The sequence below is a fragment of the Clostridium sp. AM43-3BH genome, from assembly GCF_003479985.1.
In the GTDB taxonomy this organism is placed as follows: domain Bacteria; phylum Bacillota; class Clostridia; order Lachnospirales; family Lachnospiraceae; genus Otoolea; species Otoolea fessa.
The window spans coordinates 272,450-289,313 of record NZ_QUIH01000002.1; the positions used below are offsets into that span (position 1 = coordinate 272,450).

The following is a 16,864-nucleotide window of genomic DNA, read 5'->3' on the forward strand; positions in this document are numbered from 1 at the left end:
CCAGTTCGAAGAAGATATTTTCCCCGATCAATTTTATCGAAATCTCTATTTCTATATCTTATACTCTCATAAATAGCAGATTTCTGTTCCTACTCCTGCTCGTCCTCCTTCAGCACGTACGGCGTCATCTGGTATACATAGTAATTCAGCCAGTTCGTGTACAGCGTGTTGGACATATTTCTCCATTTCAGCACCGGCATGGAAAATGGATCGTTGTCCGGGTAATAGTTGCACGGTACCTGCGGATTTAAGCCTTTTTTCAGATCGCGGTGGTACTCGTTGTTTAACGTCATGCGATCATACTCTGGATGCCCCTGAACGAAAATCTGGCTTCCATCCTGGTTCATCACCAGAAATACGCCAGCCTCATCCGATTTCGCCAGAATCTGCAATTCCGGATGTTTCAGAATATCCTCTTCCCGGTCTTCCGTGTAACGGGAATGCGGGCAGTAAAAATAATCATCGAGACTACGGACCAGCGGGATCTTCCGGTTCAAAAGACGATGTCTGTAAATGCCGGAAAGCTTCGTCTTTCTCTGATGTTTCTGGATTCCATAATGATAATAGAGTCCCGCCTGCATCCCCCAGCAGATATGAAGTGTCGAAGTCACATGCGTCTTGCTCCACTCCATGATCTTCGTCAGCTCGTCCCAGTAGTTAATCTCCTCAAACTCCATATTCTCCACCGGCGCACCGGTAATAATCATACCATCAAAGCGCTTGCGGCGGATCTCGTCAAACGTCACATAAAACTTATTCAAATGCGTCTGCGATGTATTTTTCGAAACGTGCGTTTCCAGCATCAGGAATGAACAGTCCACCTGCAGCGGCGTATTCGAAAGTGCCCGCAGAAGCTGCGTCTCCGTATCCTCCTTGATCGGCATCAGATTCAGAATCAAAATCTCAAGCGGACGAATATCCTGGCTCATCGCCCGATCCTCATCCATCACAAATATATTCTCCGATTCCAAAATTGCCTTAGCAGGAAGATCCTTTTGTATTTTAATTGGCATGGTTATATATCCCCTTTTTATATAAAATTCGTTTGAATTTTAGGATTCTATTATATACCGATATGATTCATTTCTACTTACAATAAAAACTATATCAGCATTCCTAATCATAACACAAGCTGCAAAAAAAAGCCAGCTAAACACTGTCTGGCGTCCGGCTTTTTCACCTCTCTTATAGCTTCAAAAACTCCTCCTCCGAAAGAATCGGCACCCCCAATTCCCGCGCCTTCTTATTCTTCGAAGAAGACGACGCCACATCATTATTGATCAGATAATTCGTCTTGGACGTCACGCTTCCGGTCACTTTGCCGCCGCGGCGCTCAATCAGCTCCTGCAGCTCTTTCCGGTTTTTGAATTGTTCCAGCGAACCGGTAATGACGAAATTCATCCCGGCGAATGCCTCATCTGCCCCCTCACTGCTTTCTTCGTCTCCTGCCTCAAAGGTCAGCTCCGCCAGCAGATGATCGACGATCGCATTATTCTTTCCATCCGAAAAGAATGCCGTCCACGCCTGCGCCAGAACTTCCCCGATTCCATCAATCTCGACCAGCTCTTCCACGGTGGCATGGCGCATCGCCTCAAAATCATTTTTAAAATGACGGCAAATCATCTTGGCATTTGCCAGACCGATGCCTGCAACGCCCAGACCGTACACCATTCTCGGCAGGGTCGTGTGGGACGCTTTCTCAGCCGCCGCAATCAGATTGTCATACGATTTCTGCCCGAATCCGTCCATCTCGACGATCTCTTCCTGATGGCGGTCCAGATGGAAAATATCCGCATACTCATGAATCATGCCGACGCCGATAAATTTCTCCAGCGTCGCCTCTGAAAGCCCCGCAATATTTAACGCATCGCGGCTTGTAAAAAGAGTAAAACTCTTGATCTTCTTCGCCTGGCAGTCCGGGTTCGTGCAGTAGAGTGATTTTACATCGTTGAGCTGGCGCACCTCCGTCTGACCGCCGCACACCGGACATGCCTCCGGAATATCCCGGACGCCGCTGCGCGTCAGGTTATCCGCGATCTGCGGAATGATCATATTTGCCTTATAAACCGTAATCCGGTCGCCTGCCCCCAGCTCCAGCGCCTCCATGATGCTGATGTTGTGGACACTGGCGCGGCTGACCGTCGTTCCCTCCAGCTCAACCGGTTCAAATACTGCCACCGGGTTAATCAGCCCCGTTCTCGACGCGCTCCATTCAATATAGAGAAGCTTCGTCTCCTGAATCTCATCCGCCCACTTGAATGCGATCGAATCGCGCGGAAATTTTGCCGTCCGCCCCAGCGACTGGCCGTAGGCAATATCATCATACAAAAGCACCAGTCCATCCGACGGCGTATCATTTTCCGCAATCGCCTCAGAATACATTTTGACCGTCTCCGGCAGCGTCTCTTTCGTCACCTCATGGTACTCTACGACCTCAAACCCCTGTGTTTTCAGCCATTCAAACTGCTCTTTCCGCGAATTTTTGAAATCAATGCCATCCGCCTTTACAAGGCTGAACGCATAAAAATGGACCTGTCTCTGCGCTGTGATTTCGCTGTTTAACTGACGCACCGAACCGCTGCATAAGTTTCGCGGATTCTTATATTTCGCATCGACATCCTCGATCTGCTCATTGATCTTCTCAAAATCCGAATACCGGATGATCGCCTCGCCGCGCAGGATAAGCTCACCCTGGTAGGAAATATTTAACGGCACATTGACGAACGCCTTTGCATTTGCCGTGATAACCTCACCGATCTCACCATTTCCACGCGTAACCGCCTTGACAAGTGTTCCATTCTGATAGGTCAGGACGATCGTCAGACCGTCCATCTTCCAGGATAAAAGCCCGGTCTGCCCGCCGAGCCAGTCTGCCAACTCTTCCACGCTCTTCGTCTTATTTAACGAAAGCATCGGTTTCTCATGGCGCTCCTTCGGAAGCGCACTGACTACCTCATATCCTACATTCTGCGTCGGGCTGTTCGCAAACACAATTCCCGTCTCTTTCTCCAATGAAACCAGTTCATCATAAAGCTTATCATACTCAAAGTTGCTCATGATCTCCCGGCTCTCCTGATAATAGGCGCGCCCTGCTGCCCGCAGCGTCCCAATCAGCTCCCGTATCCGTTTTGTCTTGTCCTCTGCCATCTATCTGACTCCACCTTTCCCATCGCTCTCTCCAACTACCTCTGAATGCGTTTTCAAGCATTTCTATGCAACCTCATATGTGAACCTGCACTGACTGCCAGACAACATTGTCTCAGCCATTCTTCTTTCCGTTCAAAATATCTTCTAATTTCTGTCTCTCTGCCGCTGTCACTTCCCGGTACTCGCCTGTTTTCAGCCCATCCAGCGTAATGTTCAGCATCCGGACGCGTTTTAACGTCTGCACCTGGTACCCCAGCGCCTCGCACATCCGGCGGATCTGGCGGTTGAGTCCCTGGGTCAGGATGATCCGGAAACTCGTCTTCCCGGTCTTTTCCACCTCACAAGGACGGGTAACCGTATCTAAAATCTTCACTCCTGCGCTCATCTTCCGGACAAACTCACTATCAATGGGTTTATCCACCGTTACCAGATATTCCTTTTCATGTCCGTAACGAGCCCTTAGAATCCGGTTGACCAGCTCGCCCTCATTCGTCATGAGAAGCAGCCCTTCTGAATCCTTGTCCAGGCGCCCGATCGGGTAAATCCGGACCGGATAATCTAAAAATTCTACGATATTTTCTGCCCGATCTTTATCAGAAGTCGTGCAGACAATCCCCCGCGGCTTATTGACCGCTAAAAGCACCGGCGCATCCTTGCCGGACACCGCTACGCCATCGCATGCCACGCGCTGTCCCGGCAGCAGCTTCTGCCCGACCTCTGCCACGCGCCCATCGATCGTCACACGCCCGTCCGCGATCCGCCGATCCGCCTCCCGCCGGGAGCAGATGCCCGCCTCGCTCAAAAAGCGGTTTAAACGAATGCCTTCCGTTGGAATCCGGGATTCCTGCTTTTCACTTGGCTGTGCTCTCTTGTATGATTTATCATTTTGATTTTTTTGCATTTTATTCATCTCATTTCGATTTATTGTGCCGTAGGATTCCGGCAACCAAAGTATAAAAATTATAACATTTTCGTCCATGGGGGTGAACCTCACATGGCTAAAGTCACATGCTTCTCAGCCGTTTTAAACGGCAAGACTAAATATCGGCGGATACGCCAGTAACTTAGAATTCGTGCGGATACGCACTTTTCCCATGCCGGATACGGCTGGTTTCCACATTACAGGTAGTCCGCTGTATATCTGCCTGCATTTATGCCGCTTTTAAATTGTTTACTTCTACATAAAGCTTTCTCAAATCTGCATAAACACAGGAGGTTCTACGCTTCACTGCAGGTACTTTTGCCTCCAGTGAAGACCTTTCCGTTTCCGGCAAGGGTTTTAAAAATTCCCGTATAAAATATCTCGCTCCGATATTATAGGATGCTGACAGGTCGCAGTTATACTGTTTTCCGGTCCGGAAGGTACATAGGCTATGGTTCTCCTGGTTTCTTACTACCGCTCCGCTTCCGTCACAGGCCAGCCTGCTGGTGTTCCGGGCACTGACCCTGGACACACGAATTCCGTTCCGATGTGCCTGATGTTCACACAGTTTCTGAATATCCCGCTTTCTCCATAAATGAAGCTTTTGTTTCTTTTTTCCGGATATTTTTCCCTGCATTTCCAGATACTCAAACACAATTACACCTGCCTGATACTCTGCGGCATATTTCGTGATCTCCGCAGCTATTTTGCGGGACAGCTCCATATTCAGCCTTTTTGCATAATCCCATCGGCTTTGGACCTGTCTGGAGGAATGTTCCCTCTGAAAACGGCGGATTCTGCCAAGCACATGATACAAATGGTCTTTATCACTGGAGAAATTTATAAATTTACGTCCCAGGATAGTGCCATCTGCACGCATGATGCTGCAGACCGCATCCGTATTGATTCCTAAATCAACGCTGCATATCACCTGCTCTTTTACATCTGTTTTTGATAAGCTTACTTCCTCTGTGTATGAAAACCGAAGGAAATATTTATGATGTTTCCTTTCCAAAGTAGGGGCAGATGCCTTTTTACCACTCCATTTTTTTCGCAGATATTCCATATCGGTATGAAGTAATTTTACTTGAAACCACTTCCACTCCCGCCCATCAAACAGCTTTAAATGTGCCGCATCTTCTCCCGGTTCTGCTTCCTTATACATGACATCCCGATAAAATACCGGCATCGCATGATTCTCACAGACCAGCTTCGGTTTTCCTCTCAGTTCTCCCTTTTCCCACAAACTAAGGCGTGTCTGATAGGAGGACACGGCTCCAAGTGCGTGTTGAATCGCCGCTCTTCTCAGATAAGATGGCATCTTAGGGAAATGACGGTCAAACAGAAATCTGGCATGATTCTTTTTTGTCTCATGTACCAGATGTTCCGCTTCATTAAAGCGTTTTTGTGGATTTCTGATTTCTGAAAGTTCTTCCCAGGTCTCTGCATACACCGGAATCAGATAGGAAACTGCCTTCCGAAAAATATCCAGCGTAGAGCGGAGCGGTATATTCTTTTTTTAATTTCTACTCCATAGCTGGATACAATCTGCATAAAATTTCCTACTTTCTTTTTTCCTTCTCTTTTTGTCCCTCAATGTATGCCACTACCTGATCCCTGCTTCGGTCACTTACGGTGACTGCACAATACGATGGATTCCACAAATGTCCTCCCCACAGCTCCTGTTTTAATTCCGGATGCGAAAGAAACAACTGACGTGCCAGATTCCCTTTCATAATCTTTATCATGTCTGATATAAAAAATTGCGGTTTGCAATCCAGAAGTAAATGAATATGATCTGGCATAACCTCCATCGCCAGAATCTTAAATTTGTATTCCTCCGCAAGCCCATACAACATTTTTTTACATTCTGCGTCTATCCCATTTTTCAGGACCTGTTTTCGATATTTCGTGCACCAGACAAGATGATATTGCAAAGAATACACATATCCTCTACCATATGAAAGTGTATTTCTCTTAATAGTAAATATATCTTTTTCCATGTTTATATTATACCATATGCCCCCACACTTAGCAAACGCTAGTTCTGTATCTTGATAAAAAATTTGGCGCACCTAACTCATCACTAAAGTAACGAGAACGCGGTGTGCCGTTTTTCAAACATTTTTCGAAATAAAAAGCCCCATAGCCTTTCACTATGAGTCTTTTTCATACATCCCTTTTCTCTACTGGATAAACATAGCATCCCCAAAACTAAAGAACCGATATCTCTGCCGGATCGCCTCTTCATACGCCGTGAGCACATGTTCTCTGCCTGCCAGTGCGGATACCAGCATGACGAGCGTGGACTCCGGCAGGTGGAAGTTTGTGATCAGGCAGTCCAGAATCTTGAACTGGTAGCCTGGATAAATGAAAATGTCCGTCCAGCCGCTGCATGCGCGGATCGTGCCGTCCTCGGCTGCTGCGGATTCCAGCGTCCGGCAGCTTGTCGTACCGACACAGATAATGCGTCCGCCATTTTTCTTCGTCTCATTAATCATATTAGCAGCGTCTTCTTCGATGCGGTAAAACTCCGAATGCATATGATGATCTAAAACATTTGAAACCTTGACCGGTCGGAAGGTTCCCAGACCCACATGGAGTGTCACATGCGCGATCTTCACTCCCATCTCCTGAATCTGTGCCAGCAGTTCCTTGGTAAAATGAAGTCCGGCAGTCGGAGCAGCCGCGGATCCCTCATGTTCTGCATAAACGGTCTGATAACGGTTTTTATCTTTCAGACGGTGTGTAATATACGGTGGAAGCGGCATCTGACCAAGCTGGTCAAGAATCTCCTCGAAGATCCCCTCATAGGAGAACTGAATCAGACGATTTCCCTCTTCTACCACATCAATGACGGTTCCTTTTAACAAACCATCGCCAAAATTAATTACGGTTCCCGGCTTTGCCTTTTTGCCCGGCTTTACCAGCGTCTCCCAGATATCGTTCTCACGGCGTTTCAGAAGAAGAATCTCGATGTGTGCATCCGTTCCCTCCTTGCTTCCGATCAGACGCGCCGGGATAACCTTTGTGTCATTGATCACCAGGCAATCGCCCGGATGAAGATAATTGACAATATCCTTAAACACCTTATGCTGCATCTCACCCGTCTTTTTATCCAGCACTAAAAGCCGGGAAGAAGAACGATCTTCCAGCGGATCCTGTGCAATTAACTCCTGTGGTAAATCATAATAAAAATCTTTTACATCCATTCTTTGTGCCTCTTTGTCTTTCTATATCTGTACTTTCACTTTTTATAAATCAATCGATTTTATATCTTATATACTATCAGCCATTTCTCCATACTCCGGCATATCCGCTTTTCAGCTTTCCATACCTTAAAAACTTTATTTTTCCAGCCAGACGAATTCAATAAAGCATTTTAAGGATTTGACGCAGCCGGTTCTGACTCCTCCTGCATATAAGATGCGCCCTGTTTCATAAATTCCACGCGCTCTTTCAGCGCTTCATCCTGCTCCATCGCCGCATCCATTGCTTCATCCGTCTGCTTGCTGAGAAGGCGCACATCCTCATTGACCGACAGCTCTTCAAAATACTGCGTCAGCTCTTCGGACATTTTCCCGTCATCGATCTGCCAGTTTCCGTCCTCCGCCCGGATCGCATAGATCCGCACCAGACTCGGTGCCGGTGTCTCCACGCCCGTATACAAAATCTCATAATACACATACGCTGCCATCTCACCGTTCCTAAGCCCCGGCGTCGTATAACATTTCACATTCTGGTACCCGGAAATGTACTGCTTCTGTTCTTCAAATTCCTGACGGTAGTGTTCTTCCTCACTCGTATCCTGTGAGGTAAACAACTTCACAAACGTATCCATATCACAGTCGGAAACCGCCTGAAAATAAGTATTCATCAGCTCTGTGATCCCCGGCTCGCCATTCTCTGTCAAAATACATCCGCCAAAGTCCTGAATATATTCTTTCGTGTCCGGCTCAATCACCATTCCAGAGCCGCCTGTATCCACCATTTCTGCCGGTAAGCCATCCTTTTTCCCCAGAATGTTTGTTATTTTCCCGGAAAACATCGCCACCGCGCCAATCAGAATCAATACAATCACCGCCGCAAGCAGCATCACATAGCGGCGCAGTTCCCAGTCCGTTCCGTTCTTCCGGCTGCGTCCCGGTTTCTTTTTCGGTTCTCCCACCCGACCGCCTCCTGACTTATTCGATTGTTAATATTATAGCGGTGATTTGGTTACTCGGCAAGCGGTATTTCCGAAAAAAAACTTGCAATTTTCTAAATATTATAGTATCATACAAGTAATGCGTCTGTAGCTCAGTGGATAGAGCGCCGGCCTCCGGAGCCTGAGGCGTAGGTTCGATTCCTATCAGACGCATTCTTAAAAAGCGACAGCGGAGATATCTCAGCCGTCGCTTTTTGCATTATTCATGATAAAAGGAGGACCCTTCCCGTGGAACTCATACACGTTTCTGGAAATACAGACTGTCTGCTTGGCAAAACAGCCATCGGCGTCTACCGCATCGACGACACCCGCTGCATCCTGTTTGACAATGGTTACTCAAAGGAATATGACGAGCTGGTCGGCTCTCTGAAAGACGCCGGGCTGACCCCGGCGGGGCTGATCGTTTCCCACGCGCACATCGACCATCATGGAAACAGCAAACGCCTGCGCGAAGCCTTTCAGATTCCACTGGCTATGTCGCTTGGCGAAGCCGGGCTGATCGCCTCCCAGGCGGCGCTGGAACGGTATACCAATTATTTCGGGCGCTCCGAGGAGGAAAAGGTTTCCATCGACACCGAGCAGCGCTGCCCGGTTGACTGTATCATCCAGCCGGAGGATACTTCCGTGACACTCTGCGGCGTAACCTTCCCGGTTCACCATCTGCCGGGGCATTCCCTCGACCACATCGTCATCGGCACACCGGACGGCGTCTGCTTTGCCGGAGACGCGCTTTTAACCGAAAATGTCCTGCGTCACGTCAAGCTTCCATACTGCGACCACGTCGGTCTGGATCTGGAAAGCAAGGAAGCAATCACAAAACTGCCTTACCAGCACTGGATTTTATCGCACAAAGGTCCATTTGATGGCAATATCCGGGAACTGGCGGACAAAAATATGGATCTTGTCCGTCTGCGTCTCGCAGAGCTGGCAAAGCTTTTGCAGAGACCGATGACGCGTGATGAATTTTATCAGGAAAGCCGACGCCTGATCGGAATGCATATCGGTACCTACGACCAGCTCATCCGTCAGGAACGCCACCTGCGCCCATATCTGGAACAGCTGGTGATCGATGGGACGGCACGGCTGGAAGTAAAGAATGACACCATATATTTTTACTTAAATGAATAAACTCTTTCTGCATGAATTTTCACTCTCCTGTTGTTATCGTTTCCGAAAATACACACACGCCACCGCAAATCCCAAGATTCCCGCTCCCATCACGGCGAAGCGGGAATATGTTTTTAACAGCACCAGAATACGTTCCCACGATGCCCCCGCCACCGCGCCGGCTCCGATGAGCACCGTATTCCAGATAAGACTGCCCGCTGTTGTCAGAAGGAGAAACGGCAGCAGTTCCATCTTTGCCATCCCCGCCGGAATCGAGATCAGGCTTCGGATGATCGGAACGAACCGGCAAAAAAAGACGGCTGACCGTCCCGTTCTCTCCAGCCATCCGTCTGCATCTTTCACATCTTCCACTTCTACTCCCAGCCGTTTTCCCCATGCCCCGCCCAAAAATGCATAAAACTTCTGCACGGGAATGTGCCGCCCCAGCTCATACAGAATCAGCGCCCCCAGCACCGAGCCCGCCGTCGCTGCCAGAACTGCCCCGGCTATGTTCATCCGTGTATATGTTGTCATAAATCCACCAAAGGTTAAAATCACTTCCGACGGGATCGGCGGAAACAAATTCTCAATTAGAATCAGGGCAAACATTCCCGCATATCCGTATGAACTTAAAAGTTCCAGCACTATATCACGCATGATATATCGCACTCCACGTTATTTCCACATATTCTATTTATTTTATGCGGAACGGAAAAAATCCAGGCATCTAATTTTCATTTTTCATGCCCGGATTTTAATTAAATCTAGAGAATCATCACATCCCCCACGGCCCCTGTGTCCGAGAACTCTGTCCACTCGCACACATTGACCGCATGATCGGCGATTCGCTCCAGGTACTTGGCAACCATCAGCACATCCACCGCCACATCGGATTTGTCTCCATCTTTTTTCAGAAATTCGATGACTTCCCGTTTGACACGCTCAAAAAAGGCATCAATCAGGTCATCTCTCTGCTCAAAGGTTTCTGCGGTTTCGGTATCACGCTCGATGAAAGCGCGAATTGCATCTTTAACCATCGTTTTTACATTTGCCACCATCGCCGGAAGGTGTTTGCTCACAAGACCGTAATCCGCTGCCTCTAAGCGCAAGGACAGATCGGCAATATCCGCTGCCTGATCGCCCATCCGCTCCAGATCGGTCACAACCTTCAGCGCCGTCGAGATATGGCGCAGATCACTGGCAACCGGCTGCTGCTTTAACATCAGCGTCAGGCAGTGTGTCTCGATCTTTCGCTCCATATTGTCCACATCCCGGTCTCCTTTGATAACCTTCTGTGCCAGCTCTTCATTATGCTCGGTAAGCGCTTGAAAACTACTGTCAATCGCATCCTGCACCATCTGGCTCATCGCGTTCAATTCCTGATTCAGCCCTTCTAACTCCTGTATAAATGCCTCTCTCGTCGCCATCCCGTATCTCCTCTCCATCTCCCCTGTTTTCTGCCCAGAAATTTTCCACTTCTGAACAGTAAACTGATTTTCTACTTATTTTTAAATCCTCAATCTTACGCCTATCATCCAAACCGTCCGGTAATATAGTCTTCCGTCTTCTTCTCCCGCGGATGCGAGAACAGATCCGTCGTCGGTGCATACTCGACTACCTCTCCCACCAGGAAAAATGCCGTATAGTCCGCAATACGGGTCGCCTGCTGCATATTGTGGGTAACGATGACAACGGTATAATTCTTCTTAAGCTCGCCCATCAGATCCTCGATTTTCAGCGTGGAAATCGGGTCCAGTGCCGAGGTCGGCTCATCCATCAGGAGAATCTCCGGCTCAACCGCCAGCGCACGCGCGATGCAGAGACGCTGCTGCTGTCCGCCGGAAAGTCCCAGTGCAGAACGTTTCAGGCGATCCTTGACCTCATCCCACAGGGCCGCGCCGCGCAGACTCTTCTCCACAATCGCGTCCAGCTCTGGCTTTCCCTTAATGCCGTGAATCCGCGGTCCATACGCGATATTGTCATAAATACTCATCGGAAATGGGTTCGGCTGCTGAAATACCATGCCGACCTTCTTGCGAAGAAGCGTCGTATCAACCTTCGGATCATAGATATCCTCGCCGTCGATCCACACCTTTCCATTGATTGTTACATTCGGCACCAGATCGTTCATGCGGTTCAATGTTTTTAAATAGGTAGACTTACCGCAACCGGACGGTCCGATAAACGCTGTGATCTGATTTTCATATATATCCAGATTGATATTTTTTAATGCATGATTGTTTCCATAGTACAGATTCAAATCCGACGTAGAAATTTTTGTCTCCATATCATTTCCTCATTTTTTACTTTATTTTAATTTTGTCACATCAAACCGGTTGGTCAAAAATCTCGTCAGCAGGTTGATTCCCAGCACGATAATCAGAAGCACGACCGCGATTCCAAACGCCTGATCGTATTTTGCTTTCTGCATCGACAGGTAGAGCTGGATGGTCAGCGTGCCGCTCGACTCAAACAGTTTTCCAAACAGGTTTTTCGGAAGCTGGAAGCCGCTTCCGGCAGTAAACAGAAGCGCCGCCGACTCGCCCACGATACGGCCAATCGAAAGGATGACGCCGGTCAGAATACCCGGTGCCGCGCTCGGCAGCAGGATCGTCCGGATCATATACCATTTCGTTGCACCGATTCCCAGTGCGCCGCTGCGGTAGCTGTCCGGAACGGTTTTGAGTGCTTCCTGTGTGTTCCGCGTAATCAGCGGAAGCACCATCAGGGTCAGCGTGAAGGATCCGGTCAGAACCGAATAACCCAGCTTCAGCGTCATTCCGAAAAAGACCATACCGAACAAGCCAAAAATAATCGACGGAATACCGGACAGGATCTCGGTTGTAAATTCAATCGTCCGCACCAGTTTTCCCGGCTTTGCGTATTCGTTCAGATAAATGGCGGAGCCGATTCCGATCGGCGCTGCAATGATAAGGGTAATTACAATGATGTAAATCGTGTTGATGATATTTCCCAGAATACCAAAGGTGCCCTTGAGGGAGCTCTGCACCGTGGACAGAAGCTGCCAGGAAACCTGCGGCAGGCCGCGCACAAACACATACCCCATGATGCCAACTAACAGCGCGATCGCCACGCCAGCTGCCAGATAAATCAGCACTTTTAAGATATTGTCCCCGATGCGGGTGCGCTTCTGGTAAATACTTTTCATACTATTATCGGTCATTTGCGCCGCCCTCCTTCACAAACATCCGGCTGAGCACCGTGTTGATAAACATGATAAATACGAACAGCACCAGACCGATGGTAAAGAGCACTTCCCGGTGAAGTCCCTCTGAATAAGACATTTCCGCCACGATCGCGGTTGTCAGGAAACGGACGGAGTTAAATGGAAGCGGCAGATTGACTGAACTTCCAGATACCAGGCTGATCGCCATTGCCTCCCCGATCGCACGTCCGCAGCCTAAAACCACCGCCGTGATGATGCCGGAGTGCGCCGCCGGAACGATTACTTTGAAAATCGTCTGGATATGCGTTGCACCGAGCGCCAGCGATGCGCTTTTTAAATGTTTCGGGACTGCCCTAAGCGACGCTTCACTGATATTGATGACGGTCGGAAGAATCATGATTGCCAGAACCAGAACCGCCGATATCAGGTTCGCACCGCCGGTAAACTGATGCGTCGTGGAACCGGCAAAGATTTTCATTTCCAGCTTATACATCAGGGGATTTAAAATCAAAATTCCTAAGAGTCCGTAGATAACCGACGGAATACCTGCCAGAAGCTCAACTGCCGGGCGGACCACTGCCGCTACCTTCGGCGGCGCAACCTCTGCCAGAAAGATGGCGGTAAACAGCCCAATCGGAACACCGATCAGGATCGCCAGAAAGGTTCCGACGATGGAAGTTAAAATAACGTAGAGAATTCCGAAAGACGCCGGATTTCCAGTCGGCTTCCAGACGGTTCCAAATAAGATTTCCGGAACACCCACCTTAAAAAGTGCCGGGGTACCGCTGATAATCATGTATAAGGTAATTGAAAAAACTGCCACCACCGCCAGCAGGCCGCAGGCGGTAAAAATAATTTCCGCTGCCCTCTCTACCGCTGATTTCGTGGCATGGCTTCCAAAAATGGTAAATTTCTTTTCGTGCATATGTCTCTCCTGTCTCGGATTGAACAGCGAGCCGCTTTCGGTCAAAGCAGAGTTTCCTTTCTGCGGCTTGACTGCAAGCGACTCGATATTATTTGAATCTATTCAATATTATATGTATTCGTGAATTACTGATTTTTCTATCCTTACCTGTTTCCACCGGTAATTTTATCCACATTCACAAATTCCGATGCAGTTTCTTACTTCGTAGTAATCAGGCCTACAGATTTAATCAGGTCATCGCCTTCTGCAGAGTATACATAGTCAAACAGCGCCTGTACCAGCTCGTTCTGCTCAGAAATTTCTCCCTTGGTTGCCATAACGAATGGACGGCTTAAGAAATAGCTTCCTGCCTTGATGTTCTCCTCCGTCGGCTCTACATCATCCAGTTTAACTGCCTTAACGGTATCATCGACTACATCCAGGGAAACGTATCCGATGGAACCCGGTGTGGATGCTACTTTTGCCATAACTGCACCGGTGGAATCCAGCTCGTTTGCATATTTGCAGGCATCTTCCAGACCCAGAAGCTCCTCAAATGCGCCTCTTGTACCGGAACCTGCTTCCCGTCCGACTACGACAATCGGCATATCGCTGCCGCCTACATCCTTCCAGTTTGTGATGCTTCCGTCGTAAATGCCGGTCAGGTCATCCTTGCTCAGACCATCTACAGCGTTGGACGGGTCAACGACAACGGCGATACCATCGATAGCTACGATATTTTCAACAGCACCTTTTGCTTTCTCATCATCCTTTAATGCTCTGGAAGAATCACCGACATCACACTGACCTGCCAGCACGGACTCGATACCTGCGGAAGAGCCGGTAAATTCAGCCTGTACGGTCACGTTCGGATATTTCTCCATGAACGTTTCTGCCAGTGCATTTGCAAATTTTTCCATCGAAGTGGAACCTGCCAGGGTGATAGAACCACTCAAATTTTTTGCATCTGCGCTGTTCTCGGTTGTATCTGCTGCTGCATCACTTTCAGCTGCGCTGCTGTTTGCGCTTGTGTCTGCTGCACTTGTATTTGTATTGCTGGAACCACATCCTACCATTCCAGTTGCCAGAACGGCTGCTCCTAATACTGCGATTGCTTTCTGAACATTTTTCTTCATAATAAAATTCCTCTTTCCTCTCTCTTTTTTCTCTCAGAGTTTTTTATCCTTGATTTCTTACAGTACGCAGTATAAAAGATTCCTGGATTTACAGAAATCATGTTTTGGTATCGTTTATGTAAAATTTGGGTAATTTTTGTGGGAGTGAATGTAAGATATGGTTTCGGATCTGCTCTGTTTCTCTCCATGATCAGAACCGCCGCCGGACATCTCTTCGGACTTTGCTTGAAAGTCCGGGCAGAGATCGCCGGCGGCGTGATTCTGATTTTTATACTGAGTTTCATTCTGCTCTCAAACAAGACAGGTGAATTTCCCCAGACATCCTACTTCAGAACAACCTTCTTAAAGTTTTTCTTACCTCTCTTGACAACCATTCCTTCGCCGGAAAGCTGATCCTTCGTAAAGACTGCCTTAACATCCTTTACCTGGTTTCCGTCTACAGATACGCCGCCCTGCTCGACATTTCTTCTTGCCTCGGAACGGGACGGAGCCAGACCGGATTTCTGCAGGATGGAGAGAATATCGATCGCATCACCGTTGAAATCATCCTCCGTCAGCTCGTAGGTCGGCATATTCGCTGCATTTCCGCTGGAAAACAGTGCTTTCGCTGCTGCCTGTGCCTTCTCAGCCTCTTCCTCGCCGTGTACCAGCTTGGTCAGCTCGTAAGCCAGGATCTCTTTTGCAGTATTTAACTGGCTGCCTTCCCATTTATCCATCTCATCGATCTGCTCAAGCGGCAGGAAGGTCAGCATACGCAGGCATTTTAATACGTCCGCGTCAGCGACGTTTCTCCAGTACTGGTAGAACTCGAACGGGGAGGTCTTGTTCGGATCCAGCCATACAGCGCCGGACTGGGTCTTGCCCATCTTCTTGCCCTCGGAGTTTAACAGCAGGGTGATGGTCATCGCGTGTGCGTCCTTGCCAAGCTTTCTGCGGATCAGCTCGGTACCGCCTAACATATTGCTCCACTGATCGTCGCCGCCGAACTGCATGTTGCAGCCATATTTCTGGTACAGCATGTAGAAATCGTAGCTCTGCATGATCATGTAGTTGAACTCTAAGAAGCTTAAACCTCTCTCCATTCTCTGCTTGTAGCACTCAGCCGTCAGCATGCGGTTGACACTGAAATGCGGTCCAACCTCGCGCAGTAAGTTTACATAATTCAGATTCATCAGCCACTCTGCGTTGTTGACTAAGAGCGCCTTGTCATCGGAGAAATCGATGAAACGGCTCATCTGCTTTTTGAAGCAGTCGCAGTTGTGCTGGATCGTCTCCGGTGTCAGCATCTGGCGCATATCCGTACGTCCGGACGGATCGCCGATCATGCCGGTGCCGCCGCCCAGTAATGCGATCGGCTTGTTGCCTGCCATCTGCAGACGTTTCATCAGGCACAGTGCCATGAAATGACCTACATGAAGGCTGTCTGCGGTCGGGTCAAAACCGATATAGAAAATGGCTTTTCCTTCATTGACCAGTTTTTTGATCTCTTCTTCGTTTGTAACCTGGGCGATCAGGCCTCTGGCTACTAATTCTTCGTAAATCTGCATCTTCTCTCTACTCCTTTATTAAAATTTGGGGTACAAAAAGCCCCGTCCTCCAAAAAGGACGGGGCAAAATTCCCGTGTTACCACCTTTGTTCGCAGACAGCTCACGCCCATCTGCCTCTGCCGGTACCCTCTGATACCGTGACCGGATAACGTGTGTCTCTCACGTCGCAGCCTACCAAATCAACCGCCGCACATTTTCCACGCAGCCTTTTCATCGGATCCGATTTTAGATTCTTCGGTGCGAAGCTCCGGGATGTATTCGAATATCCGGTTCACGCGCGCCTCTCATCATCCGGCTGCTTTCTGTGCGCTCTCCTGCGGATCTCTACTTGTTCCCTTCATTGCCTTTGTAAGGTTATTGAGTATATTCTGTATTATAAGCGAAATTTATTATTTGTCAAGGCAATTTCTCAACTTCAAACTTCACGCTATAAAATTTTTACATTACTTTAAATTCAAAGCGTAAAAAGTAGTGTACATATTTATTAAATATAATTATCATATTATTACTTTAGTCACACAGTTCCCAATCTCCCAGCCACGTATCCTTAGAATAATTATATAATCTTCTATATAATTTCCCGTTTTCAACTTTATAAACATATTTTATAACATCTGCTCTAGCTATTGAACTCGATTTTTCAACAGCCACCTCTTTCTCTTATGCAAACGCAGTCCCTGAAAAAATACATGTCATAGCAATTATT

Annotated in this window: 15 protein-coding genes and 1 tRNA gene; 2 read left to right on the top strand and 14 right to left on the bottom strand. The window is 48.2% G+C overall.

Translation table 11 applies throughout. From position 1 onward, the window contains the following. Positions 1-89 precede the first annotated feature (89 nt). The 7 genes from metA to DW931_RS04700 all read right to left on the bottom strand — a co-directional run bounded on the left by metA (position 90) and on the right by DW931_RS04700 (position 8,237). Entirely contained in the window at positions 90-1,013 is a 924-nt protein-coding gene (gene metA / locus DW931_RS04670; RefSeq protein ID WP_107001283.1) for a homoserine O-succinyltransferase, read from the bottom strand. 172 nt (positions 1,014-1,185) lie between these two features. Continuing rightward, a complete protein-coding gene (gene ligA / locus DW931_RS04675; protein WP_107001284.1) occupies positions 1,186-3,147 on the bottom strand; it encodes an NAD-dependent DNA ligase LigA in 1,962 nt (653 codons plus the stop codon). Positions 3,148-3,259: 112 nt separating this feature from the next. Further along, a complete protein-coding gene (locus DW931_RS04680; protein WP_118481984.1) occupies positions 3,260-4,048 on the bottom strand; it encodes a pseudouridine synthase in 789 nt (262 codons plus the stop codon). A gap of 250 nt (positions 4,049-4,298) precedes the next feature. After that, positions 4,299-5,522: an IS200/IS605 family accessory protein TnpB-related protein gene (locus DW931_RS04685; RefSeq protein WP_243015242.1), complete on the bottom strand. Its 1,224-nt coding sequence runs from the start codon at positions 5,520-5,522 to the stop codon at positions 4,299-4,301. A gap of 109 nt (positions 5,523-5,631) precedes the next feature. Continuing rightward, positions 5,632-6,072 (bottom strand): IS200/IS605 family transposase, encoded by a 441-nt coding sequence (tnpA, locus tag DW931_RS04690; protein WP_107001913.1) that lies wholly within the window; start codon positions 6,070-6,072, stop codon positions 5,632-5,634. Between the two features lie 183 nt (positions 6,073-6,255). Then, positions 6,256-7,281 carry a tRNA preQ1(34) S-adenosylmethionine ribosyltransferase-isomerase QueA gene (gene queA / locus DW931_RS04695; protein WP_107001497.1) on the bottom strand — a complete coding sequence of 342 codons (1,026 nt, stop codon included), beginning with the start codon at positions 7,279-7,281 and terminating at the stop codon, positions 6,256-6,258. A gap of 170 nt (positions 7,282-7,451) precedes the next feature. Continuing rightward, complete coding sequence (locus DW931_RS04700; protein WP_118472925.1) at positions 7,452-8,237, bottom strand: hypothetical protein; 786 nt, start codon at positions 8,235-8,237, stop codon at positions 7,452-7,454. A 120-nt stretch (positions 8,238-8,357) separates the two neighbouring features. Here DW931_RS04700 and DW931_RS04705 point away from each other — a divergent pair. Further along, positions 8,358-8,429 (top strand) — tRNA-Arg (locus DW931_RS04705). A 75-nt stretch (positions 8,430-8,504) separates the two neighbouring features. Beyond that, positions 8,505-9,404 carry an MBL fold metallo-hydrolase gene (locus tag DW931_RS04710; RefSeq protein WP_182429132.1) on the top strand — a complete coding sequence of 300 codons (900 nt, stop codon included), beginning with the start codon at positions 8,505-8,507 and terminating at the stop codon, positions 9,402-9,404. A gap of 33 nt (positions 9,405-9,437) precedes the next feature. Here DW931_RS04710 and DW931_RS04715 read toward each other — a convergent pair whose 3' ends face one another. The 7 genes from DW931_RS04715 to tyrS all read right to left on the bottom strand — a co-directional run bounded on the left by DW931_RS04715 (position 9,438) and on the right by tyrS (position 16,157). Continuing rightward, positions 9,438-10,040 carry a DedA family protein gene (locus DW931_RS04715; protein ID WP_118481982.1) on the bottom strand — a complete coding sequence of 201 codons (603 nt, stop codon included), beginning with the start codon at positions 10,038-10,040 and terminating at the stop codon, positions 9,438-9,440. Positions 10,041-10,147: 107 nt separating this feature from the next. Beyond that, entirely contained in the window at positions 10,148-10,810 is a 663-nt protein-coding gene (phoU, locus tag DW931_RS04720) for a phosphate signaling complex protein PhoU (protein WP_118481981.1), read from the bottom strand. Positions 10,811-10,914: 104 nt separating this feature from the next. Next, positions 10,915-11,670 carry a phosphate ABC transporter ATP-binding protein PstB gene (gene pstB / locus DW931_RS04725; protein ID WP_118481980.1) on the bottom strand — a complete coding sequence of 252 codons (756 nt, stop codon included), beginning with the start codon at positions 11,668-11,670 and terminating at the stop codon, positions 10,915-10,917. A 21-nt stretch (positions 11,671-11,691) separates the two neighbouring features. Continuing rightward, entirely contained in the window at positions 11,692-12,567 is an 876-nt protein-coding gene (gene pstA / locus DW931_RS04730) for a phosphate ABC transporter permease PstA (RefSeq protein ID WP_118481979.1), read from the bottom strand. Next, positions 12,557-13,495, bottom strand: coding sequence for a phosphate ABC transporter permease subunit PstC (gene pstC, locus DW931_RS04735; protein WP_022359893.1), 939 nt, complete (start codon positions 13,493-13,495; stop codon positions 12,557-12,559). Before pstC ends, pstA begins: the two co-directional genes overlap by 11 nt. A gap of 197 nt (positions 13,496-13,692) precedes the next feature. Beyond that, complete coding sequence (locus tag DW931_RS04740) at positions 13,693-14,610, bottom strand: phosphate ABC transporter substrate-binding protein (RefSeq protein WP_118481978.1); 918 nt, start codon at positions 14,608-14,610, stop codon at positions 13,693-13,695. A gap of 323 nt (positions 14,611-14,933) precedes the next feature. Beyond that, positions 14,934-16,157, bottom strand: a complete 1,224-nt coding sequence (gene tyrS / locus DW931_RS04750; RefSeq protein WP_118469522.1) for a tyrosine--tRNA ligase — start codon at positions 16,155-16,157, stop codon at positions 14,934-14,936. Between the last annotated feature and the right edge of the window lie 707 nt (positions 16,158-16,864).